Below are 25,624 nucleotides of genomic sequence, written 5' to 3'. Positions count from 1 at the left end.
CCCTGGGTCGTGGCCGTCGGCGGCACCAGCGTCGGCCTGGACCAGAACAACCAGGCCAAGGTGCTGACCGGGTGGGAGAACAGCGGCAACACCCAATCCGGCAGCAGCTGGGCTCCGCAGAAGGATGCGGACGGGCCGTTCGCCTCCGGCGCCGGCGGTGGCAGCTCCACGCTCTACGACGCGCCGGACTGGCAGGCCGGTGTCGTCTCCAGCTCGGGTGGGAAGCGGGCGGTACCGGACATCGCCGCTTTGGCCGACTCCTACACCGGGATGCTGGTCGGTCAGACCATCAAGGGCCAGTTCGGGATCGGCTCCTACGGCGGCACCTCGCTCGCCTCGCCGCTGATCGCCGGGCTCGTCGCCGACGCCCAGCAGGCCCGCTCCGGCAATGCCCGCGCCGGGCTGCTCACCCCGGTCCTCTACAGCTTGAAGGGATCCGCTGCGATCGCCGACGTCACGCCGCAGAAGGCGGGAGTGTGGACGCCGATGATGCACGCCTTCAGCGGCGTCGCCGTCCCCGGCGGACAGGGCAGCTACCTCATCGACTTCGACGCCCGCCCGCAGAACCTGCAAAGCGGCCCCGGCTGGGACAACGTCACCGGCCTCGGCACCCCCGCCGCCGGCTTCATCTCCGCGCTTTCCCATTAACCACAACCTCTTCTCGCGGCAAGCCCGCTCCAGTGCGGGCGGGTTTGCCGCGGCCTCCATCGACCTCGAGGAAGGACAGTTCCATGTCGCAGACGCCACAGCCGGCACCGAACCGGTGGCGGGTACTCGCGCTCTGGCTGGCCGGAATCGCGCTGGTCGGCACCGCGGGCGTGCTGCTGGCACCGTCAACGACAGCACCCGACGCCGCTCGCGGCGGCGCCGAGCCGGTCGAGCTGGGAGTCGAGCTGCACGTCCCGGTCGTGGCCGCCAGGGCGGTCCCGAATCTAACCGGGCTGCCTGAGGCGAGCACCTTCAGCACCATTCCGGGCGCCCCGCAGGACGCGATGACCGAGGAGATACCGGACGGGCAGCTCGTGCACCCGACCGAGCCGGTGCCGGTGTACGACCAGCCCGGCGGGGCAGCCATCGCGGTCCTGCCGACCACCCAGCTCGGGTCCGACACCTGGGTTCCGGTGATCGAAGAGGAACCAGGCTGGGTACAGGTTCTCCTGCCGTCGCGGCCCAACGGCTCCACCGGCTGGCTATCCACCCAGGCCAACACGCTCGACAGCCGATCGACCACCGACCAGATCGTCATCGACCGGGCCGCGTTCCGGCTCACCCTCTACCGCGACCACCAGCAGATCGGCACCTGGAGCGTCGGCGTCGGCACCGCGGCCACGCCCACCCCGACCGGACGGACGTTCGTCCTCGCCTCGATGACCGACGCGAAACAGAAGTTCAGCCCGGTGATCTTCCCGCTCGGGATCCACTCGACGACGTTCACCACCTACGGCGGCGGCCCAGGGACCACGGGCATCCACGGCTGGCCGACCACCGACGTGTTCGGCCGCCCGTCCAGCGACGGATGCATCCGCGTCCCCGCCGACGCCCTCGCCACGTTCACGAATCCGGCAGATCCGGTGCCCATCGGCACCCCGGTCCTCATCCGCTAACCCAACCACACCACCACTTCTGGAGACATCAGCCATGAACACCACCCGTACCGCCCTCGCCGCGGCCGGAGCCGGCGCGCTCCTCATCGGCACCCTCACCACCCTCGCGTCCAGCTGCACCCCCGCGACCGCGGCACCGCCCGCCCTCGCAGCCGCCGCGGCGACGTCGACCGCGACCGGGATCTCCGTCTCCGGCGGCGAGCACCTCTCGGCCAGTCCCAGTGTGTCCAGCAGCGGCGCGATCAAGACCGCCGGCGGCTCGGTGTCCACGCCGAGCGGCGCGGTCGTGGCCAGCGGCATCAGCCTGCAGGCCGGTGCCGGCTTCGCCGAAGCCCGCGTCGCGTCGGTGCGGGTCGGCGGGACCACGGTCGGGCCGTTCACCGCGACCTGCCGCAACGGCGCCATCACCACCAGCGCCCCCAAGGGCGGCAACGGCAACCTCAAGGTCACCGGCGGCGGCCATGGCACCGCCGGGGTCATCACCGTCACCACCGGCACCGCCCCCACCCGCACCAGCGAAACCGGCGGCCCCACCTCGGCCAAGCCAACCGTCGGCACGGCAATCACCGTCACGGTGGCAACCGTCAGTTGCGGCGCCGGGACGCCTCCGCCGCCGACCGGCAACCCGCCCGCCGGCACGCGCCCGGCCCCGACGCACAAGCCCGGGGCACCGGGGACGTCGCGCCCGGGCGCGCCGGGCCAGCGGCACCAGCAAGGCGACAACCCAGGTGACCGGACCGCACCCAAGCCACAGCCCAAGCCCGGCCACGTGCCCGTCACCGGCTGATCACCGCCCGACCGCGCGGGCCCGCGCCCCCACCTCAACCCCTCCAGCGCGGGCCCGCGCACCCCCGTCCGCTCACACATCCCCGCCGGGCGCCCCTCCCCACGCCCACACAGCACCTCATCGACTCACCGACCAGGGGAGATCTCCATGTCCACGCTCGTCTTCAGCCACGCCAGCACCGACTACCCCGACACCGCGTCCGACGAGGACGTCCGGGCCGTGCACTTTGTCGGCTCGCTGCCCGCCGTCTTGACCGGCGACCACCGCGCCACGATGCAGTGGTTCCTCGACCACAGCACCGACACATCGCTGACCGGATTGCCGTGTGATCCGGACCCGCGATGGATCATCGACTGGCTCGACGGCCTCGCAACCGTCGACGCCCTCGAACCCGTCCGCACCGGCGCCTCCGCCGACTACGACGACATGCCGACCTACCGTCTCAAGCACGGCCACTGGCTCGAATCCGAGGACCTGTCCCTCGGCCGCGCCGCCCACACCGACGCCGTCATGGCCGCCCGCGCCCAGCTGCACGACGACCGCGATTTCCCGCCGCACCAGGTGTCGATCCCGAACCCCTACGACCTAGCGCTGTTCACCTTCGGCACCCCGACCGCCGCGGTCACCCATCTGCCGGTGTTCCGCCAGGCCGTGCTCGACGACGTCCACACCATCCACCGCCAGCACGGCAACCAGGTCGTCTTCCAGCTCGAAACCCCCGCGGTCCTCGCGACACTGGATCGCACCCCGCGGCCGCTCTGGCCGGCGGCGGTGCGGGCCCTGGCCAAGCAGGTCGCCCGCGTCCTCAGTGACGGCCCCCGCGACGCGACGTGGCGGATCCACCTCTGCCACGGCGACCTCGGCCACCAGCCCCTGTTCGCCCTCACCGACCTCGTGCCCGCGGTGCAGTTCCTCAACACCCTCCATAAGCAGCTGCGGCGGCTGCGGATCCCGATGCCCGCGGTGCACATCCCGATGTGCACCGGAACCCAGGCCCCGTCGACGGACCCGCGGTTCTACCGGGCGCTTCGGCACCTGCGCCGCGACATCGCCGTCATCGCCGGCCTCGTCGACGAAACCCACCCCAAAGACTCCCGCACCGCGCTCGGACTGGTGGAGACCGAGCTGGACCGGCCCGTGTTCGCGGTCGCCGCCGCCTGCGGCCACGGCCGCCGCCTGGTCCCGGACGCCGTCGCCAACGCCGCGCTGGCTTGCGAACTCGCCCGCCACACCACCGACACCCCGGCCCGCTGAACCACGGAGAGGACCGCCGAGATGGACTCCACGACCACGCCGATACCGGCCGCAGCCGGCCAGCTCGCCGACGAAGACGGGACGCTCACGCCGATCCTGCGTACCGGGATCGTGCCCACCCGCGCGCTGTCGGGTGGCCGGATGCACTTGCCCGGCGCCACCACACTCGCGCCGCAACGCCACGACACCACCGAGACCGCGATCGCGATCATCAGCGGCCACGTCGCCATCCTCTCCGGCAACGCCATGCAGCCCTTCCACCCCCGTGCCGGAGACATGATCTACATCCCCGCGACCCTGCCCTACGCGGTCGTCAACCTCAGCAACAACGCCTCCGTCCTCGCCCTGGTCTTCCGCACCGACCCCGGCTTCGACACCGACGTCCACCGCATGCCCGAACTCGACCACGCCGTCCGCGACCAGATCCCCAACCTGCGCCGCACCCACCACAAAGCCCTGCTCACCCGGCGCAGCGGCCGCGCCCGCCGCACCTGACCCCGTCCTCACCCGCCGTCCAGCACCACGCCACCCGCCGACCAGACCCCTTCGGCGCCTCCCCGTCACCTGGCGTGCCACACCAACCGGCTCGATCAGGAAGACATCATGCGAACCTGGATCACCGACACCGCCCGCGACCTACTCGACCACCCGGCGCCCGGCGGACCGCTCACGCTCGACGAAATCGCCGCCTGCGCCGGCATCACGACCCGTCAGCTGTGGGCCTACTACAACTCGGTCGAGGCCATTTTCGCCGACATTCCCGCACGCCCGAGCCACGTAGGGCGGTGCTGACGATGCGCTGGAAGAACCTTCACCTGCGCGGCATCGGCGCTGCACTCGGCGAGATCGTCGCCGTCGACGACCTCGAGTCAGCCCAGACCTTGTGCGGCGCCACCAGCCAGCGCGCCGTGTCGATCGCGCGCGACAGCACCGGCATGGATCTGGCTGTCCGCGCCGGACGCAACGCCCTCGCCAGCATGGCCATGACCACCACCGGTCCACTCCCGGTGCCCGACCTGCACTTCCACGCTGCGATCTGGCGCGGCAGCCGCGGCATCGACTTCTGGTCACGCGCCGCCTACGTCCGCTCCCGCCTCGGCCTGCCCGCCGGCCACGGCATCGCCACCGAACTCAACGCCATGAGCAACAGCCTCGTCGGCGGTATCGACATCTCCGCCCGCGTCCTCGCCGGCAGCCCCGACCTCGACACCGTCCTGCTCACCGGCGGCGAAACCTTCGGCCCACCCGCCTTCGACCACCTCACCGCCGACCACGGCATCGCCTACGGCGACGGCGGCTCCGCCCTCATCCTCGGCCGCCAAACCGGCTACGCCACCATCCTCGCCACCAGCTCCTACACCGACCCCACCCTCGAACAACTCCACCGCGGCAACCACCGCTTCCTCCCCGCAGGCACCACCGAACTCGGCATCGAAAGGATCCGCGAGCGAAAGCGCCAGTACACCAACGCCGTCGGCGTGAGCTCCGTCGTCCGCCGCAACCATGACGGCGTCCGCGCCGTCATGGACGAAGCACTTCATGACTCCGAGCTGCGCCTCGACCAGCTGCGCTGGATCTTGCTGCCGCACTACGGCCGGTACCTACTCGACACGCAATGCCTGCAACCGCTCGGCATCACTGCCGATCGCACCCTCTGCCACGCCGGCGACCAATGGGGCCACATCGGACCCAACGACCAGATCGTCGGTCTCACCCATTTGCTCGCTTGCGGCGCTGTCGTCCCCGGCGACCACGTCGCCTTACTCGGCATCGGCATCGGCATGACCTGGACCGCCGCCATCCTCCGCATCGACATGGCGCCGCCCGACCTGAGTGGCCTCGCCCCGCCGCTGCGCTGGCCCTGGCGCGCGCCAGCCGACGCGCAGCGTTGATCAGCACCTGGCTCCCGCAACGCCGAGCTCCCGAGGACTCCCATGCCGGACATCTACCGACCGTCGCGTCTCGACCAGGCACTCTTCCGCGCGCCATTCATCGTCATCGACGCCGACAACCACGCGCACACGATCACACACCATCTCGAGGACGCCACCAGCATCCTCAACACCGATGACTCGGCACGAGCCATCGTCGGCACACTCCGCCAGCACCTCCTTGCCATCGACATCGACCCCGAAGACACCGGCGCTGGTATCGACGCAGGCGAAGTCGTAGCCGAACAGCTGCTCCTTTGGGCCGACCACTACGGCCTGCCCTGCCTCCGCCGCGCCTCCGGCCGCCCAGGACACACCCACCTCGTCATCAAGACTCCGCCGTGCCTATACCAGGAACTGCAGCGCGTCGTCGACGCAGCGGCCACCCGGCAGAACGTCTCCGCCACCGTCCGATCAACCCTCCGGCTCACCTCCTCACCACACCGACACAACCTGCCCGGCCCGATCCTGAGCTGCACGTTAACCATGAATGACGTGCCGGAACGCGAAACTTCCGCAGCCTCACGGGCGACGCAACGCACGCGCCGGCGTGGCACGTCAGGCGTCAGCAGGTCCGAAGGCGAGTACGGCCACGCCCTCGCGCTCGCCCGCGCCGGCCTTACCACGGGCCACGCCTGGACATTCGCCAACCTCGCCGGCACCAAGGCCCGCGAAATCGGGCAGCAAGCCTGGCGACGCTGGTTTTGGGCCCCCGCCACCACAATCGCCGCCGCCGAAAGCGGCCTCACCGAGCAGCAAGCGTGGGACCTCTTCCACCAGGCATCCCCTACGCAGGCCGCCCACCTCGGGCGGGACGAATGGCGCCGCAGCCGCTGGCTACCCGCTCTCCGAGAAGCAGCACTGGACCGACCACGACGGCGCCGCCTCGGACCACTCCCGGCCGCAAGACACGACCGCGAACGAGTACTCGGCCGGCTGCAGCAGATCCAGACTTGTCTCCAGAAGGCAGTTGACAGATGCCTAATCCGGCGGTTCAGCGTCAGTGCGCGCACAGGCACGATCTCCGGTGTACGCGTGAATAGCCTGCGCGCTGCTCTCGACGCTCTTGCGCACGCCCTCGTCACGACCCGGGGCTCAATCTCCGTGCGCAAGTGGGCCGAGCAGGCGCGTCTTGATCCCAAGACAGTCCGACGAGCACGAGATGTTGCGCTCGCCCAGGGCATCCTCAAGCGGGTACACCACTACGTGGGAGGCGGAGCGGACTGCGACGCCTTCGCGGTAGCAGGAAACGTTGCTTCCGAACCCAATTTGCGCACAGATTCCCCCACTCTGTACACCCCCAGTTTCGGCGAGGCCGACCTTCACAGGCTTCGACGACAACATCGCCACGACCGCATTCAACAGCAGCTACATCTCAGCAGAGCACCTCAGCGTCATACCAAAGCAACCAGCCAAAGCAGCTACAACGGGCAGTCCGCGACTTCAGCCACAACCCGGAGAACCGATCGACAAACTCCTCGCCGCTTATCGCCAACTGTCAACGCTCCAAAGGCGATTTCTTCAAACCAAGCTTGTCCTCCCCTCGGCAATCTTTCTGTCTACAGGAGTGAAAATGGCAAGCAAACGATCACAGAACGAGCCTCTCACACCATCGCAGCGATCGTTACGTGCGCGAATTGCAGCACACGAGTCATGGGCAAGGACAGCAAATCGAGCAGACCGAACCGCGCCAGCACGAAAGGCAGCCCTGGACCGATTCGAGCGCCAAGTTGACCCCCATGAAGAACTCGACGAAACGACGCGAAAACAACTTGCAGACTCCGCTAAGCGCGCTCACTTTCAACGGCTTGCCCTCCTCAGTTCCCGAGCACGCCGCCGAGGCTCAGGAAGTGACAGGTAACCGAGATGCACGCAGATCCGAAACGCTGGCACCAACTCGCACGATGCCGCCTATACCCGACACTGAACTGGCACTCAACGGCATCCGAGGAGGCCGCGGTCTGCCGTCGGATCTGCGATTCCTGCACGGTTCGGGCACCATGCCTCGCTGAAGCCCTTACCGAACGCGACCCCTGGGGAATCTGGGGCGGCCTCACTCCGGACGAGCGAGAGCAAGTTGCGGGCGAGGAAGCTGTCCGAATTCTGCCGACGCATGGCACCAACTCCCGCTACGCCAAGCATGGGTGCAGGTGCAGCCGGTGCCGCGCAGCCCACACAGCGTACGAGCGAAGCCGGCGGCAACGAGGACGAACACCCTGCGCAGCAAACGGTCGATCATGATCGTTCTGCGACCCTCCTATTTGCCAATTTCCGCTCAGACCCGACCAGGGGTTATACTGGTGTAGCACTGCGCTACGCCGTTCCCGCTTTGGGAGCGGAGGGTCGCAGGTTCAAATCCTGTCATCCCGACCAGATGGATCGACGGCGTGACCGGCGGAGACGCCGGTCAGGCCGGATTCGGGGCCAGGCGGTCCTGCAGCGTCGCGTGGCGGAACTGGTACGCCGGGCCGATGGAGCGGAGCAGGTGACGCTCGCGGGCGTCCTCGAGGAAGCGGCCGAGGCGCAGCGGGGTCCGGTAGCGGATCGCCAGGTAGGTCTGGGCGACCATGGTCATCCAGGCCTGGGAGAACATCAGGCCCGCCAGCAAGCCCATGCCCGTCCACGTCATGAGCGACCAGAAAATCTCACTGCCCGTGTTCCACGCCAGCCGATCGAGCTGATCGGCAGCACCCAAAAGCGGAAGCCACACGACAAAACCGACGGTTTTCAGCAGGACATCGTTTCGCCACAGATCAACCGAACTCAGCCCGGTCGATCCATCCGACAGATAGTACGCAGAAACAAATAAACTCAACAACGAACCGACTACTCCCGAGGCAATTCCGGGGAGCAGCCCCGAAAATACGCCGGAAAGCACGGCGAAGAACACTCCTGCCACCGCCGCGGTGACGAGCGCTTCCGACTTCAGCAACTGGCGGGTGAAAATTTTGTCGATGACGACCGGGCGAACGCCGCCGACCAGGCCGGACGCAACGCCACCCAGAAGTCCGGGCGCGAGAGAGATCCCCAGGATGAGCAGCCATTCACTCTCGAAAGACCTCAGCCTCCCCAGGAAGACGATTGTCAGAACGACACCAGAGCAGACCGCACCCAAAGAGGCACTGAGCGTCACACGAACACGCACGGGCAACCAGCCGGGGATTCTCCACCGCTCGAGCTCACGCGTGTTCTCGTCCCTCAGTCGTTCGGCAACCAGTGTGAGCGTGCGCAAGGCGACAGCGGGAGAATAGCGAGAGCGCCGATGCGGGGAATACGCAGCCTCGATGGCCTGGTCGAGCAGGTACTCGGTCACCGTCCGCGCGTCCGGGAACCGCTCCACATCGAGCAGCTCATCGATCGCGCCCACCGGAGAACCCTCGACCGGGCGAGGCGGGTAAATGTCCCGGATCAGCGAGATCGTCAACGGACTCGCCAACGCCCGGGCCACCGGGCTCTCCGGGCTCCCATTGAGCGCCCCGACCAGCTTCACCCATGGCCGCGGTGCCGGTTCGGTGATCCCCTGCAGCAGGTACGTCGCCGCGTCGGCCGGCGTCGGTGGCTTCAGCTCGAGGGCGACCGCCCCGGCCAGGACACCGTGCTGGACCGTGTCGAGAAGTTCTTGAGTCCGGGACAGCAGGACCAGCCGGACGCTCGTCTGCCGGCCGAGCTCTCGCAGCACCGCCGGGCGGATCGTCGCCGGGATCTCGTCGAGACCGTCGAGGAACACCGCGATGCGGCCGTCGCGGAGGAGGTTCGCCACCTGGCGGCGGCCGCGGCGACCGGGCAACGCCGCCGACTCCGCCAGCTTTGTCGCCACCCAGTCCGGGAACGACGTGCGGTCCGGGTCCCAGCCGTGGAGCGTGAACATCACCGGGACCGGGATCCGGGCGCGTTGATCAGGCGATGTCTGCGCACGACGGTAGTGCAGCGCGTCCAGGAGCAGCAGCACCGCGGCCGAGCTCTTGCCCGCCCCCGGACCGCCGACCAGGATCAGGCGACCCGAGGCGAGGCCGCCGTAAATCCGGTGCACCGTCCGGTGCGTGCCTTCCCGAAGCTGGGCGGCCGTGACGTGGTCGATGCCCGGCAGCGGGTCGAACGCGCGTGGCCTGGTCGCCGCCGACACGGGGCCGGCGACCGGCTCCGGACAGCGGCGCCAGCGGATCGGCAACGGCACCGGCTGGAGCAGACCCCGTTCCGCGGCGGCAGCCTCCCACTGCGACCGCATGGCCGCCGCGAGGTTGTCGACGAGCCGGTCGACGTCCGCGCCGCTGATCTTCCGGCGGCTGCCGAGGAGCTGCCACAACGCGATCAGCGTGCCGAGCGCGGCGAGGACGAACTGGCCGTAACCACTGGCGTTGCCGCGTTCGGCGGGCTCCAGCAAGGTCACCTGGAACACCCACCACCCCAGCCCGGCCGCCACCAAGCCGATCGCGAAGCCCCACCACCGCCGACGCACCATGCCGATTCAGTCGCTCGTCCCCGACGTCGGGTTACGACAGGAGGCCCGCCAGCCAGGCCGACAACGTCTCCGCCAAGGCCGCCGGCTGATCCTCGGGCGTGTGGTGTCCCGCCTTCTCCGGACGCCGCACCACTTCCAAAGCCGCGAACGTCGACGCGCACCACTCCACCATCGGCGGCGTCAGCATCGTGTCGTAACCCGGCTCGAACGTCACCAGCAGCTTGGGAATCGACGGAGAAGTCCGCAGCCACCGGCCGAACGCCTCGATCCGCGCAACCACCGCGGCCGGCGAGCCACCCAACGGCATCGAGCGGGTCCACTGCAAAACCGGGCGGCGGTCCTGGAACGCGTACTCCGGCGGCAGGAAGTCCTCGACGAGCGACTCGCCCACGCCCGGCGTCTTGAGCGCGCGGAACAACTCGGCGCCCGCGGGCGGGAACTCCTCCCAGGTCATCGGCTTCAGCACCGCTTCCGTGAACGCCAGTGCCCGGACTCGCGAGGGATGCCGGGACGCCCAGTCCGCCGCCAGCGCGCCACCCCAGTCGTGGCCGATCAGGACCACGTCGTCCAGCGACAGGGCGTCGAACCACGCGTCCAGATAGCGGGCGTGGTCGTCGAAGGTGTACGCGATGTCCGGCCGCGGGGACGAACCCATGCCGATCAGGTCCGGTGCCAGCAGACGGCCCGGCAGGGACGGCATGACGTTGCGCCACAAGTGCGACGACGTCGGGTTGCCGTGCAGGAGCACCACCGGAGCACCGGTGCCCGACGAACGGTAAGCCAGCTCCGTCACTTGAACGCCCCCGCGAAGCGCGACGCCCAGTCGGCGAACGGACTCGCCGGGCGGCCCAGCACCCGCTCGACGTCCGGGCTCACCTCCTGCTCCGCGGGCGTCGGCGAGCCGAGGATGTCCAAAGTGGAGTCCGCGACCTCCGGTGGCATGAAGCCCAGCATGAGGGAACGCGCCTCCTCGCGCGTCTGCGAAACGAACCGCACCGGCTCGCCCACCGCGTCCGCCAGCGCCGCCGCCTGTTCGCGCGGGGTGATCGCCGCCGGGCCCGTCAGTATGTACGCCTGGCCCGCGTGGCCCTCCGAACGCAATGCCTCCGCCGCTACCGCGGCGATGTCCGACGGGTCGACCACCGGCAGGGCCACGTCCGCGAACGGGGCCGCCAGCTCCCGCGAGGAGCGGACGCTTTCCGCCCACTGCAACGCGTTCGACGCGAACGCTCCCGGCCGGAGCAGCGTCCACTCCAGACCCGAGCGGCGCACGGAGTCCTCCAGCACCGCCGGGTGGCGGCCGGTCGCCACGCCCTGGGACGACAGCGCCACCACTCGCCGGACGCCCGCCGCCTTCGCGCGGGCCAGGACGTCGTCCAACGGCACGAACGCACCCGGCACCATCACGAACACCGCCGACACCCCGGCGAACGACACCGAAGCCAGCTCCCCTTGCCGCACCACCACTCCCGGCGGCGCCGACGTGATCCGGCGGGACACCGCCGTCACCTCTTCGCCCGCCTCCGCCAGCATCCGCACCAGCGGCGCTCCGACATTTCCCGTCGCTCCCACAACCATGATCATGGGATCGACGGTACATTCGGAGTGATAGTAGGTACCTAGAGGAAAGTATTGGCCGGAGGCGCCAGAAGTGACCGAGACCACACCCGAGCAGGCCTGCCCGATCGCCCCGGTCGTCGACATCGTCTTCAGCCGCTGGACGACGCCGATCCTGTGGGCGCTCAACGAGTACGGGCGCCAGCGGTTCGTCGAGCTCGAACGCCGCATCGCCACGATCACCCCGAAAGTGCTCACCCAGCGGCTGCGGCAGCTGGAGCGCGACGGCCTCGTCGTCCGCACCTACCACGCCGAGGTCCCGCCACGCGTCGAGTACGAGATCAGCGAGCTCGGCCGCAGCCTCGGCCCGCTGTTCGCGTCGCTCTCCGAGTGGTCGGGCAACCTCGGCAAGGTCGAAGCGGCCCGCCGGTCCTACGACGAACGCCACTCCGCCAGGTAGGCGGCTAGGGCGAGACGTCCAGGTAGTCGAGGTTGGCCGGGCCGTCGGCGGTCGTCGCGGTCAGGCGGACCGTGTGCGCGCCCGCCGGCAGCGACAACGCCTTCCCCACCGTGCTCCACGTCGTCCACGCACCCGTCGCCGGGAACGGCACGCCCGCGGCCACCACCGTGCCGTCGACCGAGATGTCCACCGGGCGCGCCGCCGCCGTGCCGTTCGCGTAGCCGAACGTCAGCGTCGAGGCCGGGCCCGTGACCTGCCATTCGATGTAGCTGCCGACCGCATTGGCGCCGTTCGCGAAGCCGGTCCCGGAGAAGCCCGCGTGGTTCGAATCCACCGTGCCGCCGGTCGACAGCGTGGCGGACTCGGCTTCGTAGCGCGTCGAGGAACCGCTGGCGCGCGACACCCGGTACAGCACCGTCGCGTGCGAAGGCACCGAAGCGCTGATCGCCCCCGAAGTGCTCCGCACCGCCTTGCTCCACAAGTCCTTGAGCGTGTACGAGGACGCGCTGCCGATCCCGGTCGCGGACGCCGTCGTGCTGATCGTCGCCGTCGCGCCCGTTTCGTTGGACAGCGCCACCGCGCGGTCGCCGTTCGAGAGGACCTTGCTGTAGACGACGAGGCCGGCGTTCGCGCTCAGCACGGTCGCCTGCTTGCCCAGCGGGTCCTGGTCGAGCGCGATGACCTCGGTGTTCTTCAGGATCGAGAAGTTGTCGTCCGACACCTTGCGCAGGTCGCTGCCGATCAGCAGCGGCGCCGCCATCATCGCCCACAGGCTGAAGTGCGTGCGGTACTCCGTCGCGGTCATCCCGCCGTTGCCGACCTCGAGCATGTCGGGGTCGTTCCAGTGGCCGGGGCCGGCGTACTGGGCGAGGCCGCGGTTGGTCTGCGCCTTGCCGATCATGCTCGACCACTTGTCGGAGATGTCGCCGGTGGTGCGCCACAGGTTCCCGACCGGCGCCGCCCAGGTCCACGGCTTGTTCTGCCCCCACTCGCAGATCGAGTACGCGATCGGGCGGCCGGACTTCGCGAGCGCGTCCCGCATCGCCTTGTAGCGCTGCTGCGCGTCGGCACCCTGGTTGTTGCAGTTGTCGTACTTCAGGTAGTCGACGCCCCAGGAGGCGAACAGGTTCGCGTCCTGCTGTTCGTGGCCCAGCGCGCCCGGGAAGCCCGCGGTGTTGCAGGTCTTCGTGCCGGCGCTGGTGTAGATGCCGAACTTCAGGCCCTTGGCGTGCACGTAGTCGGCGAGCGCCTTGATGCCGCCGGGGAACCGCGCCGGATCGGGCACCAGGTTCCCGGCCGAGTTGCGCGACGGCAGCGCCCAGCAGTCGTCGATGTTGACGTAGGTGTAGCCGGCGTCCTTCAGGCCTTTGCTGACGAAGATGTCCGCGATGCCCTTGATCATCGTCTCGTTGAACTCGGCGCGGCACTGCGTCGAATTCCAGTTGTTGAAGCCCATCGGCGGCGTGCGCAGCAGGCCGTTTTCCAGGGCCGACGCCGTGGGCGAGCCCAGGACGAGGCCGCTGGCCGCGATCGCGAACGCGGCGGCCGCGCTCGCGATGCGCCGGAGTGAAGACATGCGTGCTCCCGGAGGTGAGGTGGAGGACCTCCGGTTAGTAAAAGTTCCTTCCAATCAGGGAGTCAAGGTCTGGTGCACGAAACATCAGATATGACGCCGGATCATCCCGGTCATCGGCACGCGGCGGGCAGCTCCTCCACCAGCCAGGTGTGGATCTGCCGGGCCGCGTCCGCCACGTCCTCCCCCGTTTTGAGGGCGAGGACCGGGACCCGCGGCTCGGCGACGGCGGTCCCGAACAGCCGCAGGTAGGCACCGACGGCCGTCAGTTCGGCATCCGTCGCCGTCTCGGGCACTTCGTCGAATTCGACGTCCGCCGGGTCGGCGAGCACGACACCGGTCGCGCCGGCGGCGTCGGCCACGACGGCGGCGAGCAGCGCCCCCGAACCGGACCCGAGCACGACGAACGGTTCGCCGTCCGCCTGGGCGCGGATGGCTTCGGCGGCCGTCGTGACCAGCGTGTCGAGGTCGGCGGGCGCGGGCGTCTCGCCGTCGAAGCCCGGTGCGGGCAGCAGCCACGTCTCCCGGACGCCGTCGAAGCGCGCGGTGACGTCCTCGCTCCAGCAGGTCGAGCCGGTGAGCGTGCCGAACGCGAACAGCAGCGGCCGGGACGCGCCCGTCGTCGCCCGCCGGAGCCGGGGTGTCCACGGCGACCCGGGCAGGAACTGCGCGGCCGCGCCGAGGAACGTCCGGAACTCGGCCGCGCGGCCGGTATCCCGCGCTGTCCGGAGCAACGTCCCCAGCGAGCCGCCCGGCTCGGCCGCCGGCAGCGAGACGTTGGCCAGCAGGTGCGCGGCCAGCTCCCCGACCGTCGGGTAGTCCCAGACCAGCGCGGCGGGCAGTTCGAGGCCGGTCGCCGCGCTGATCCGGTTGCGCAGCTCGACGACGCCGAGCGAGGTGAACCCCAGTTCGGCGAACGCGGACTCCGGTTCGACCGCCTCGACGGACGGGTGCCCGAGCGTCGCCGCGACCTCCGCCCGAACCCACGCCAGGAGCCACGCCGGGCGGTCGGCGGCCGGGACCTCCGCGAGACGTCCGGTGATCGGCTCGGCTTCCGGCGCGTCGCTCGCTTCGGGGGCCACCGTCTCCGGCAGCACCAAGTCCAGCCAGTAGCGCCGCCGCTGGAAGGCGTAGGTGGGCAGGTCAACCCGGGCAGCGCCGGGAAAGAACGGCGTCCAGTCGACGTCGACCCCGTGGACGTGAGCAGTGCTCAACGACGAGAGCAGTGCTCTCTCTTCAGAGCGGTCGCGTCGCAACGCCGGAACAGCGACGCAATCTTCGCCGAGGATGTCCTTGACCATCGGGCTGAGCACGCCGTCGGGCCCCAGCTCCAGGAACGTCGTCACGCCTTCGGCTTGGAGGGCGCGAACGGCGTCGGCGAACCGAACGGTCTCACGCACGTGCCGCACCCAGTAGTCGGCGGTGAACGGCGAAGCGAGAGCACCGCTCACATTCGAGAGCACCGGTATTTCCGCCGGGTGGTACGTCAAGGACTCCGCGACCGCGCGGAACTCCGCCAGCATCGGGTCCATCAGCGGGGAGTGGAACGCGTGGCTCACCGCGAGCCGCTTGGTCTTCGGGAACCGAGCCGCGATTTCCAGCACCGCGGCTTCCTCGCCCGAGATGACCACCGACGCCGGGCCGTTCACGGCCGCGATGGAAACGCCCTCGGCCACCTCGATCTCGGACTCCGGGGCGGCGATCGACACCATCGCCCCACCGGCGGGCAGGGCCTGCATCAGCGACGCCCGGGCGGCGACCAGCGTGCAGGCGTCGGACAGCGACAGCACGCCGGCCACGTGCGCCGCGGCGATCTCGCCGATCGAGTGCCCGGCCAGGAAATCCGGGCGGACGCCGAACGACTCGACCAGCCGGTACAGGGCGACCTCGACCGCGAACAGCGCGGGCTGGGTGAACTCCGTGCGGTTCAGCAGCTCGGCATCGTCGAAGGGCAGGTTCGGGAAGTGCGCGCAGACCTCGTCGAACGCCGACGCGTACACCGGGAACCGCTCGTACAGCGAACGTCCCATTCCGGCCCGCTGCGCACCCTGGCCGGTGAACAGCACCGCCAGCCGGCCGGGCCGTTCGCGGCCCACGACGACGTTCGGCGCCGACCGGCCACCCACCAGCGCGGCCAGCCCGCTCGAAAGCTCGTCGGCGCTGCTGCCGTGGACCACGGCCCGGTGGGAGAACCGGCCGCGCGACGACAACGACAGCCCGACGTCGGCCGGATGCCCGGCGACGTCCAGCAGCCGAGCGGCCTGCGCTCGCAGGGCAGCTTCCCCACGACCGGACACCACCCACGGCAGGACACCGGTTTCGCCGCGCTCGGGCACCACCGGCGGCCTGGCAGGCGCTTGTTCGAGGATCGCGTGCGCGTTCGTCCCGCTGACGCCGAACGACGACACCCCCGCCCGCCGCGGCCGGTCGGAAACCCAGGAGCGCGCCTCGGTCAGCAGTTCCACCGCACCGGCCGCCCAGTCCACATGGGACGAAGGGGCATCGACGTGCAGCGTCGGCGGCAGCACGCCGTGCCGCATCGCCATGATCATCTTGATCACGCCCGCCACCCCGGCCGCCGCCTGCGTGTGCCCGATGTTCGACTTCAGCGAGCCGAGCCACAGCGGCGTCGACCGGTCCTGGCCGTAGGTCGCCAGGATCGCCTGCGCCTCGATCGGGTCGCCCAGCGTCGTGCCGGTGCCGTGGCCCTCGACGACGTCCACTTCGGACGGTTTCAGGCCGGCCCCGGCCAGCGCCGCGCGGATCACCCGCTGTTGCGACGGGCCGTTCGGCGCGGTCAGGCCGTTCGACGCGCCGTCGGAGTTCACCGCCGTGCCGCGGACCACCGCGAGCACCGGGTGCCCGAGCCGCCGCGCGTCGGAAAGCCGTTCCACCGCCAGGATTCCGGCGCCCTCGCCCCAGCCGGTGCCGTCGGCCGCGTCGGCGAACGACTTGCACCGGCCGTCGGCGGCGAGCCCGCGCTGCCGGCTGAAGTCGATGAACACGCCCGGCGTCGAGAGCACCGTCACGCCGCCCGCCAGCGCGAGGTCGCACTCGCCCTGCCGCAGCGCCTGGCACGCCAGGTGCAGCGCCACCAGCGACGACGAACACGCCGTGTCCACAGTGATCGCCGGGCCTTCCAGGCCGAAGGCGTACGCGATGCGGCCGGACACCACGCTCGCCGAACTGCCGGTGCCGAGGAAGCCCTCGACGCCCTCGGGCACGGCGAGCGGCCGGGACGCGTAGTCGGAGTACATCACGCCGGTGAACACCCCGGTCCGGCTGCCGCGCAACGACTCCGGGTCGATGCCCGCGCGCTCCAGGGCCTCCCAGGACGTCTCCAGCAGCAGCCGTTGCTGCGGATCCATGGCGAGCGCCTCGCGGGGCGAGATGCCGAAGAAACCCGCGTCGAAGTCGGCGGCGTCGTAGAGGAACGCGCCTTCCTTGGCGTAGCTGGTGCCGGGGTGGTCCGGGTCGGGGTCGTAGAGCGCGTCAGCGTCCCAGCCGCGGTCGTCCGGGAGGCCGCCGACCGCGTCGCGGCCCGCGGCGACGAGGTCCCACAGGTCGTCCGGGCTCCGGACCCCGCCGGGGTAGCGGCAGCCGATGCCGACGACGACGATTCGGTCGCCGTCCACCCGGCGCTCCCGCACCACCACCGGCGCGGCCTCGCCGGACACCCGCTCGACGACGTACCGGGTGAGCGCCTGCGGGGTCGGGTGGTCGAAGGCGAGCGTCGCCGGCAGCCGCAGCCCGGTCTCGGCGGCCAGGCGGTTGCGCAGTTCCAGGGCGGTCAGCGAGTCGAAGCCGAGTTCCTTGAACGCGCGCGCCGGATCGACCGCGCTGCCGGAGGCGTACCCGAGCACGCCCGCGACGAGCCCGCGGACGAGGTCGAGGACCTGCCGGACGCGGTCGTCCGCGCCGAGCCCGGCCAGCCGCTCGGCAAACGACGACTTCGCGGCCGCCGCCGTGACCTGCCGCCGGGCCGGGGGCAGCAGGCCGTGGAGCAGGGCGGGTGTCCCCTCCTGACGGCGCAGCGCCGCGAGTTCGAGCCGGACCGGCGCGAGCACGGCCCGGTCCGCGGCGACGGCCCGGTCGAACAACGCCAGGCCGAGGTCGGTGTCCAGGGGGGTCATGCCCGCGCCGGCAATCCGGTGGCGGTCGCCGTCGGCGAGGTGGCCGGTCATCGAACTGGCTTCGGCCCAGAGTCCCCAGGCCAGCGAGACGGCGGGCAGGCCGTGGGCGCGACGGTGCTGGGCGAGCGCGTCGAGGAAGGCGTTCGCGGCGGCGTAGTTGGCCTGGCCCGCGCCGCCCATGGTGGCGGCGAAGGAGGAGAACAGGACGAACGCGGAGAGGTCCGAGGTGAGTTCGTGGAGGTTGTGTGCCGCCTCGGCCTTGGGCCGCAGGACCGCTTCGAGGCGCTCCGGGGTGAGGGATTCGACGACGCCGTCGTCCAGCACCCCGGCCGCGTGCACGACCGCCGACACGGGGTGCTCGGCCAGGACCGCCGCCAGGTGCGCGCGGTCGGCGACGTCGCAGGCGACGGCCGTGGCGGTGGCCCCGAGCGCGGTGAGTTCGCCGGCGAGCCGTGTGGGTTCGCGGCGGGACAGCAGCAGGAGCCGCCGGACGCCGTGGTGGGTGACCAGGTGCCGGGCGACGAGGCCGCCGAGCAGGCCGGACGCGCCGGTGATCAGCACCGCGCCGTCACCCCAGTCCGGCGTTCCGTCCGAAGTGGACGCTCGAGCCAGCCGGGGCACGTGCCACGTCCCCGCGCGCAGGGCCAGCTGGGGCTCGCCGGCCGGCAGTTCGGCCGGGACGTCGTCGGCCTCGACGAGCACGAACCGGCCGGGGTTCTCGGCCTGGGCCGAGCGCACCAGACCGGTCACGGCCGCGGCGGCGAGGCCGGTGACGTCTTCGCCGCCGACCGAGACGGCGCCCGTGGTGTGCAGGACCAGGAGTCCTTCGGCGTCGAGCCACTCCTGGAGCCGTTCGAGGACCGTCGCGGTCACGTCCCGCACCGGGCCGTCCGGGACCCGGAACACGGTGAACTCGCCGGTCAGCTCGGTGGTGGGGAGCTCGGGCCAGGTGACCTCGAAGAGCGCGTCCGGGGTGGTGCCGGTCCGGGCCGGCGTCCGCAGGGCCAGCGAACGGACCACACCGACCGGCGCGCCGCTTTCGTCGGCCAGAGTCAGCGCGACGGCGTCGCCGGCCACCGAAGTCAGCGCCACCCGCAGGACGGTCGCGCCGGTCGCGGTCAGGGAAACGCCGCTCCACGCGAACGGCAACCGCGGCCCGTCCGCTGCGGCCAGGGCGCCGAACCCGGCCGCGTGCAGGGCCGCGTCGAGCAGCGCCGGGTGCAGCCCGAACCGGCCCGCCTCGGCCCGCAGCGCTTCGGGCAGCTCGACCTCGGCGAAGACGTCGGAGCCGCGGGTCCACACCGCGCGCAGGCCGCGGAAGGCGGGGCCGTAGTCGACGCCGGTGGCGGCCATCACCGGGTAGAAGCCGGCGAGGTCGGCCGGCGAGGCTCCGGCGGGCGGCCAGGCGTCGAGTGGCTCGGCACTGAGAGCGGCGTCGGTCAGGAGGCCGGTCGCGTGCCGGGTCCACGGGGTGAACTCGTCCGGGCGGGAGTGGATCGCGAGGTCGCCGTCCTCCCCCACCGTGACCTGGACGTGCACGCCGCCCTGCGCGGGCAGGACCAGCGGCGTCTCCAGGGTCAGCTCGTCGAGGGTGCGGCGGCCGGCCTGGTCGCCGGCGCGCAGGGCGAGCTCGACGAACGCCGTGCCCGGGAGCAGGACTTCCCCGCCCACGCGGTGGTCGGCCAGCCACGGCAGGCTCGACAGCGCGAGCTTGCCGGTGAGGACCGTGCCGCCCGAGCCGGCGAGGGACACGACCGCGCCGAGCAGCGGGTGCCCGGCCGGGGCCAGGCCGAGGCCGCTCGCGTCGCCGCCGGGGACCAGCCGCGGCCAGTAGCGTTCGTGCTGGAAGGCGTAGGTCGGCAGTTCGGTGCGGCGGGCGCCGGGGAACGCGTCGTCCCAGCGGACGTCGACGCCGTGCACCCAGGCCTCGGCCAGCGAGGTGTGGAACCGGGCGAGGCCGCCTTCGTCGCGGCGCAGCGAGCCGAGCGCGGTCACCTCGTCGCCGCCGATCGCCATGGTCAGCACCGGATGCGGCGACGCTTCGACGAAGGTGCGGAAGCCCTGGTCCGTCAGCGCGGCCACGGCGGCGTCGAGCCGGACCGGACGGCGGAGGTTGGTGTACCAGTATCCGGCGTCCAGCTCGGTGCCGTCGAGCCACGCCCCGGTGACCGTGGAGAAGAACCCGGTCGTGGCGGGTCGCGGCCGGACCGGGGCCAGGACGTCGAGGAGTCGCTCGCGGATCCGTTCCACCTGCGGGGAATGGGACGCGTAGTCGACGGGAACCCGCTTCGCGCGGACGTCGGTGCAGGACACGATCAGCTCGTCGAGTGCGTCCGGTGTCCCGGAGACGACCACCGCGGACGGGCCGTTGATGGCGGCGATCGACAACCGCTCGCCCCAGGGCGCGATCCGGGCGGCCACGGCGTCGGCGGATTCGGCGATCGACACCATGCCGCCCTCGCCGGCCAGGGCCAGAATCGCCTGGCTGCGCAACGCAACCACGCGAGCACCATCCTCAAGGGACAGTGCGCCCGAGACGACGGCGGCGGCGATCTCGCCTTGCGAGTGCCCGACGACGGCGGCGGGCTCGACCCCGTACGAGCGCCAGAGTTCGGCGAGCGAAACCATCACCGCGAACAACGCGGGCTGCACGACGTCGACGCGCTCCAGCAACACGGCGTCCCGGATGACGTCGGTCAAGTTCCAGTCCGCAAAGGACCTCAGCGCGTCCGCGCATTCGGCCATCCGCGCGGCGAACACCGGGGCCTCGGCGAGGAGGTCGACAGCCATCCCGGCCCACTGGGAGCCTTGGCCGGGGAACACCATCGCGACCTTGCCCGCCGCGGCCGTCCCCTTGACGACGGCGGGAGCCGGGACGTCGCCGGCCAGCGCCGCGAGCCCGGCGGACAAGCCGTCGCGGTCGCCGACGACCACCGCGCGGTGGTCGAACGCGGACCGCGTCGTCGCCAGGGACAGCCCGACGTCGCCGATCGGCGCCTTGACGTCGGCGAGCGCGGCGGCCTGCGCGCGCAGGGCTTCCGGGGACCGGGCCGACAGCGCCCAGGGCACGATCCGGCCGGGCTCGTCGGGTCCGGCGGCCGGAAGGTCCTCGGCCTGTTCCAGGATGGTGTGCACGTTGGTGCCGCTCATGCCGAACGCGGAGACGGCGGCCCGGCGCGGCCGGTCCGACGGCCAGGCGCGGCGCTCGGTGAGCAGCTCGACCGACCCCGCCGACCAGTTCACCCGCGACGACGGCTCGCCGACGTGCAGGGTCGGCGGCAGGACGCCGTGGCGCATCGCCATGACCATCTTGATCACCCCGGCCACACCGGCCGCCGCCTGGGTGTGGCCGATGTTCGACTTCACCGAGCCCAGCCACAACGGCGTTTCCCGGTCCTGGCCGTACGTCGCGAGCAGCGCCTGGGCTTCGATCGGGTCGCCCAGCGTTGTCCCGGTGCCGTGCGCTTCGACCACGTCGACGTCCGAAGTGGACAGACCGGCGTCAGCCAGTGCCGCCCGGATCACCCGTTGCTGCGAAGGACCGTTGGGCGCGGTCAAGCCGTTCGACGCGCCATCGGAGTTCACCGCCGACCCCCGCACGACGGCCAGGACCGGGTGGCCGTGACGGCGCGCGTCCGACAGCCGTTCCACGACGACCACGCCGCTGCCCTCGCCCCACGAGGTGCCGTCGGCGGATTCGGCGAACGCCTTGCAGCGGCCGTCCGGGGCCAGGCCGCGCAGCCGGCTGAACGCGATGAACGACCCCGGCGTCGGCAGCACGGTGACGCCGCCGGCGAGCGCGAGGTCGCACTCCCCCTGCCGCAGCGCCTGCACGGCCAGGTGCAGCGCGACCAGCGAAGACGAGCACGCCGTGTCGACGGTGAGCGTCGGCCCCTCCAGCCCGAACGCGTAGGCGACGCGTCCGGAAAGGACACTCGCGGCACTGCTCGTCGCGAGGTGGCCTTCGAGGGCCTCGGCCGAGCCGAGCATGAGGGTGCCGTAGTCCTGGCCGTTGGAGCCGACGAAGACACCCGTCCGGCTGCCTTTCAGCGACGGCGGCCGGATGCCCGCGTGTTCCAGGGCCTCCCAGGACGTCTCCAGCAGCAGCCGCTGCTGGGGGTCCATGGCCAGGGCTTCGCGCGGGGAGATGCCGAAGAAGCCGGCGTCGAAGTCCGCGACGCCGTCGAGGAAGCCGCCTTCGCGCACGTACGACGTCCCGGGCGCCTCCGGGTCCGGGTCGTAGAGCGAGCCGAGGTCCCAGCCGCGGTCCTCGGGGAAGCCGGAGATCGCGTCGCGGCCGCCTTCGACCAGGTCCCACAGCTGCGCCGGGGTGCGGACGCCGCCCGGGAACCGGCAGCCGAGGCCGACGATCGCGACCGGCTCGGTGGCCTGCGCCTCCTCGAGCCGGCGGCGGGTGTCCTGCAGATCGGCCGTGACCCGCTTGAGGAAGTAGCGGAGCTTCTCCTCGTTGTCCATGGTCTTCTCACTCCGTAGGTCGCGGGCGCCGGGTCAGGAGATGCCGAACTCTTTGCCGAGGAGGTCGAACATCTCCTCGTCGCTGGCGGATTCGAGGCTCGGGGCGGCCGATTCGCCCGCCCAGCCCGCGGTGAGCAGCCGCAGCCGTTCCGCGACGCGCGCCCGGTCGGCCTCGCCGAGGGCGGCCCCGACGCGGCTCAGTTCGTCGAGCAGGCCGTCGACGCCGGGCTCGTCCTCCCGCAGTTCGGCGGTCAGGTGCCGGGCCAGCGCGGACGGCGACGGGTGGTCGAAGACGAGCGTCGCGGGCAGGTTCAGCCCGGTGAGGCGGTCCAGGCGGTTCCGCAGTTCGACCGCGGTCAGGGACGTGAAGCCGGTTTCGCTGAACGCCCGGTCCGGGGCGACGTCGCCGGCCCGGCCGTGGCCGAGCACCGCGGCGACGTGCTCGCGGACGATCTCGAGGACCAGGTCACCGGCGTCGGCCGCCGGCATCCCGGCCAGGCGGTCGCCGAGGTTTTCGGGCCGCGCGGCCACGACCGGAGCCGCCGGGGCCAGTTCGGCGAAGAACGGCCGGGTCGCGGGATAGGTGTCCCAGTCGACGTCGGCGACGACCTGCGACCGCGCGATCCGGCCGAGCACCGCCGCGGCACCGCCCGCGGGCAGCGGGGTGACCCCGGCGCGCCGCATCCGGTCCGCGTTTTCGGCGGCCATGCCCTCGCCTGCCCACGGGCCCCAGGCGATCGACACGCCCGCGCGGCCGGTCGCCCGGCGACGCTGGGCGAGCGCGTCCAGTTCGGCGTTGGCGGCCGCGTAGTTGGCCTGCCCCGCGGCGCCGACCGTGCCGGCGAGCGACGAGAACAGGACGAAAGCGTCGAGGTCGCCGGTCAGCTCGTCGAGGATCCGGGCGCCGGTCACCTTGGCCCGCAGGACCTCGGCGAACCGGTCGCCGGTCAGGGCGTCGACGACGCCGTCGTCGAGGACGCCCGCCGCGTGCACCACCGCCGTCACCGGGTGCTCGGCCAGGAGGGCGGCGACCGCGTCCCGGTCGGCGACGTCGCAGGCGACCACCGTCACGCGGTCGTCCGGCGCCTCGCCGCCGCGGCGCCCGGCCAGGACGACGTGCTCGGCGCCGTGGTCCAGGAGCCACCGGGTGACGTGCCCGCCGAGGGCCCCGGTGCCGCCGGTGACGAGGACCGTGCCGCTCGGTGTCCACTGTGGATTCGCGCCGGTGTCGCGGACGAGGCGGCGGGCGAAGACTCTTCCGGTTCTGACGGCGACTTCGTCTTCGCCACCGGCGGCGAGGACCGCGCACAGCCGCTCGCCGTCCTCGGTGGTCAGGGTTTCCGGCAGATCGACCAGGCCGCCCCAGCGGTTGGGGTGTTCCACCGCGACCGTCCGGCCGAAGCCCCAGAACTGGGCCTGGGCCGGGTCCGCGACGGGCTCGCTGTCCGCCGTCGCGACCGCGCCGCGGGTGGCGCACCACAGCGGCGCGGTGACGCCGGCGTCGCCGAGCCCTTGGACGAGGGCGAGGGTCTGCGGGAGCCCGGCCGCCACCGCCGACGCCGGCGCGCCGGTCGCGAACGCGAGCAGGGACAGCGCGCCCACCGGCGTCGAGGCTTCTTCCGCGAGCTTGGCTTCGACCAGTTTGGCGACCGTGGTGCGGTCGGCGTCCTCGGGGACGCGGACGACCAGGGGCCGCGCCCCGGACGTCGCGAAGGCACCCGCGACCGCCGTCACCGTGCTCGGGTCGTCGAGGGTTTCCGGCAGGACGAACAGCCAGTCGCCGGAGACCGCCGCGCTTTCTGCACGCAGCTTGCGCCAGACGACGCGGTAGCGCCACGAGTCCGCGGCCGCGCCTGTTTCCCGCCGCCAGCCGGACAACGCCGGAAGGGCGGAGGCGATGGCGGCGCGCTGGTCGCCGTCCAGGCCGAGCAGCGTCCCCAGGGATTCCAGGTCCTCGCCTTCGACGGCCTTCCAGAACTCGGCGTCCACTTCGGACACCGGCGCGGCGGCCGGCCCGGGTTCCGGCCAGAACCGCTGCCGCCGGAAGGGATAGGTGGGGAGATCCACCGGGCGCGCCGGCGGGAAGAACGCGGCCCAGTCGACGTCCACCCCGTGGACGTGAGCATTGCTCACCGCTGTGAGCAGTGCTCTCGTTTCAGAGCGGTCGCGTCGCAACGCGGGGATCGCCGTGCCGCCGACCATGGCGCTCAGCACCGCGTCGGGTCCCAGCTCGAGGAACACCGTCGCGCCCGCGGCTTCGAGGGTCGCGATGCCGTCGGCGAACCGGACGGTTTCGCGCACGTGCCGCACCCAGTAGTCGGCGGTGAACGGTTCGGCGAGAGCACCGCTCACATTCGAGAGCACCGGTATCTCCGCCGGGTGGTACGTGAGGGTCTCCGCCACCGCGCGGAACTCGTCGAGCATCGGATCCAGCAACGGCGAGTGGAACGCGTGGCTCACGGTCAGCCGCTTGGTCTTCGGGAATCGGGCGGCGATTTCGAGGACCGCGGTCTCGTCACCGGAGATCACGACCGACTCGGGACCGTTCACCGCCGCGATGGCGACGCGCTCGTCGAGGGGGATGTCGGCCTCGGGCGCGGCGATCGAGACCATCGCCCCACCGGCGGGCAGGGCCTGCATCAGCGACGCCCGGGCGGCGACCAGCGTGCAGGCGTCTTCGAGGGTCAGGACACCGGCCACGTGGGCGGCGACGAGTTCGCCGATCGAGTGTCCCGCGACGAAGTCCGGGCGCACGCCCCACGCCGTCACGAGCCGGTACAGCGCGACCTCGACGGCGAACAACGCGGGCTGCGTGTAGCCGGTCCGGTCGAGGCGGTCGCCACCGTCGAAGACGATCTCGCGCAGGGGTGCGTCGAGCAGGGCGTCGAACTCGGCGCACACGGCGTCGAAGGCGTCGGCGAACACCGGGAAGCGGTCGTAGAGCTCGCGGCCCATCCCGGCGCGCTGGGCGCCCTGGCCGGTGAACAGCACGGCCAGCCGGCCGCCGGGGACGGCGGTGCCGCGCACGGCGTTGTCCAGGTCCGCCAGCCCGGCCAGGAGCTGGTCGCGGTCGCCGACGACGACGGCCCGGTGTTCCAGGGCCGCCCGGCCGGTGGCCAGGGTGCGACCGACCTCGCCCGCCGAAGCGTCGTCGGCGACCGCGGCGCGGAGGCGTCGGGCCTGCTCGTGCAAGGTTTGCTCGTCCTTCGCCGACAGCGGCCAGACGGTGAGTTCCTGCGACGCCGAGGACGCCGGCTCGGGCTCGCCCGCTTCGAGGACCACGTGGGCGTTGGTGCCGCTGACGCCGAACGCCGACACGCCCGCCCGGCGCGGCCGGTCGGCCACCCACTCGCGCGGCTCGGTGAGCAGCTCCACCGCGCCCGCCGACCA

Annotated in this window: 15 protein-coding genes and 1 pseudogene; 10 read left to right on the top strand and 6 right to left on the bottom strand. The window is 71.6% G+C overall.

Translation table 11 applies throughout. The features are described from left to right. From ACWEVN_RS29120 to ACWEVN_RS29080, 9 genes and pseudogenes are all read left to right on the top strand, one after another. A pseudogene (locus tag ACWEVN_RS29120) lies at nucleotides 1–648 on the top strand (hypothetical protein); the annotation flags it as partial. Nucleotides 649–731: 83 nt separating this feature from the next. Beyond that, nucleotides 732–1,604 (top strand): L,D-transpeptidase family protein, encoded by an 873-nt coding sequence (locus tag ACWEVN_RS29115; protein ID WP_452053425.1) that lies wholly within the window; start codon nucleotides 732–734, stop codon nucleotides 1,602–1,604. Between the two features lie 34 nt (nucleotides 1,605–1,638). Further along, entirely contained in the window at nucleotides 1,639–2,391 is a 753-nt protein-coding gene (locus ACWEVN_RS29110; protein WP_452053424.1) for a hypothetical protein, read from the top strand. Nucleotides 2,392–2,538: 147 nt separating this feature from the next. Then, entirely contained in the window at nucleotides 2,539–3,645 is a 1,107-nt protein-coding gene (locus ACWEVN_RS29105; RefSeq protein WP_452053423.1) for a hypothetical protein, read from the top strand. A 21-nt stretch (nucleotides 3,646–3,666) separates the two neighbouring features. Beyond that, nucleotides 3,667–4,140, top strand: a complete 474-nt coding sequence (locus ACWEVN_RS29100; protein ID WP_452053422.1) for a hypothetical protein — start codon at nucleotides 3,667–3,669, stop codon at nucleotides 4,138–4,140. 108 nt (nucleotides 4,141–4,248) lie between these two features. After that, nucleotides 4,249–4,437, top strand: a complete 189-nt coding sequence (locus ACWEVN_RS29095; protein WP_452053421.1) for a hypothetical protein — start codon at nucleotides 4,249–4,251, stop codon at nucleotides 4,435–4,437. Between the two features lie 2 nt (nucleotides 4,438–4,439). Continuing rightward, nucleotides 4,440–5,537, top strand: a complete 1,098-nt coding sequence (locus tag ACWEVN_RS29090; RefSeq protein ID WP_452053420.1) for a 3-oxoacyl-[acyl-carrier-protein] synthase III C-terminal domain-containing protein — start codon at nucleotides 4,440–4,442, stop codon at nucleotides 5,535–5,537. 42 nt (nucleotides 5,538–5,579) lie between these two features. After that, a complete protein-coding gene (locus tag ACWEVN_RS29085; RefSeq protein WP_452053419.1) occupies nucleotides 5,580–7,310 on the top strand; it encodes a hypothetical protein in 1,731 nt (576 codons plus the stop codon). Nucleotides 7,311–7,442: 132 nt separating this feature from the next. Beyond that, nucleotides 7,443–7,817 carry a WhiB family transcriptional regulator gene (locus ACWEVN_RS29080; protein ID WP_452053418.1) on the top strand — a complete coding sequence of 125 codons (375 nt, stop codon included), beginning with the start codon at nucleotides 7,443–7,445 and terminating at the stop codon, nucleotides 7,815–7,817. A gap of 166 nt (nucleotides 7,818–7,983) precedes the next feature. Here ACWEVN_RS29080 and ACWEVN_RS29075 read toward each other — a convergent pair whose 3' ends face one another. The 3 genes from ACWEVN_RS29075 to ACWEVN_RS29065 all read right to left on the bottom strand — a co-directional run bounded on the left by ACWEVN_RS29075 (nucleotide 7,984) and on the right by ACWEVN_RS29065 (nucleotide 11,619). Then, nucleotides 7,984–9,963 (bottom strand): hypothetical protein, encoded by a 1,980-nt coding sequence (locus ACWEVN_RS29075; protein WP_452053417.1) that lies wholly within the window; start codon nucleotides 9,961–9,963, stop codon nucleotides 7,984–7,986. Nucleotides 9,964–10,066: 103 nt separating this feature from the next. After that, a complete protein-coding gene (locus ACWEVN_RS29070; protein WP_452053416.1) occupies nucleotides 10,067–10,828 on the bottom strand; it encodes an alpha/beta fold hydrolase in 762 nt (253 codons plus the stop codon). Further along, complete coding sequence (locus ACWEVN_RS29065) at nucleotides 10,825–11,619, bottom strand: NmrA family NAD(P)-binding protein (RefSeq protein WP_452053415.1); 795 nt, start codon at nucleotides 11,617–11,619, stop codon at nucleotides 10,825–10,827. The genes ACWEVN_RS29070 and ACWEVN_RS29065 overlap by 4 nt, the downstream gene beginning before the upstream one ends. 67 nt (nucleotides 11,620–11,686) lie before the next feature. Here ACWEVN_RS29065 and ACWEVN_RS29060 point away from each other — a divergent pair, with 67 nt between their 5' ends. Then, entirely contained in the window at nucleotides 11,687–12,052 is a 366-nt protein-coding gene (locus ACWEVN_RS29060) for a winged helix-turn-helix transcriptional regulator (RefSeq protein WP_452053414.1), read from the top strand. A gap of 4 nt (nucleotides 12,053–12,056) precedes the next feature. Here ACWEVN_RS29060 and ACWEVN_RS29055 read toward each other — a convergent pair whose 3' ends face one another. The 3 genes from ACWEVN_RS29055 to ACWEVN_RS29045 form a co-directional block, all read right to left on the bottom strand. Continuing rightward, entirely contained in the window at nucleotides 12,057–13,628 is a 1,572-nt protein-coding gene (locus tag ACWEVN_RS29055) for a carbohydrate-binding protein (RefSeq protein WP_452053413.1), read from the bottom strand. A 110-nt stretch (nucleotides 13,629–13,738) separates the two neighbouring features. Continuing rightward, the gene (locus ACWEVN_RS29050) at nucleotides 13,739–22,234 is read right to left on the bottom strand and encodes an SDR family NAD(P)-dependent oxidoreductase (RefSeq protein WP_452053412.1); all 8,496 of its coding nucleotides are present in this window, start codon (nucleotides 22,232–22,234) and stop codon (nucleotides 13,739–13,741) included. Nucleotides 22,235–22,267: 33 nt separating this feature from the next. Further along, the coding region (locus ACWEVN_RS29045; protein ID WP_452053411.1) for an SDR family NAD(P)-dependent oxidoreductase at nucleotides 22,268–25,624 on the bottom strand (3,357 nt) is incomplete at its 5' end.

Source organism: Amycolatopsis sp. NPDC003861 (assembly GCF_053605405.1).
The sequence above is the reverse complement of the archived record's forward strand: the minus strand, read 5'-3'. Positions and strand labels throughout refer to the sequence as shown.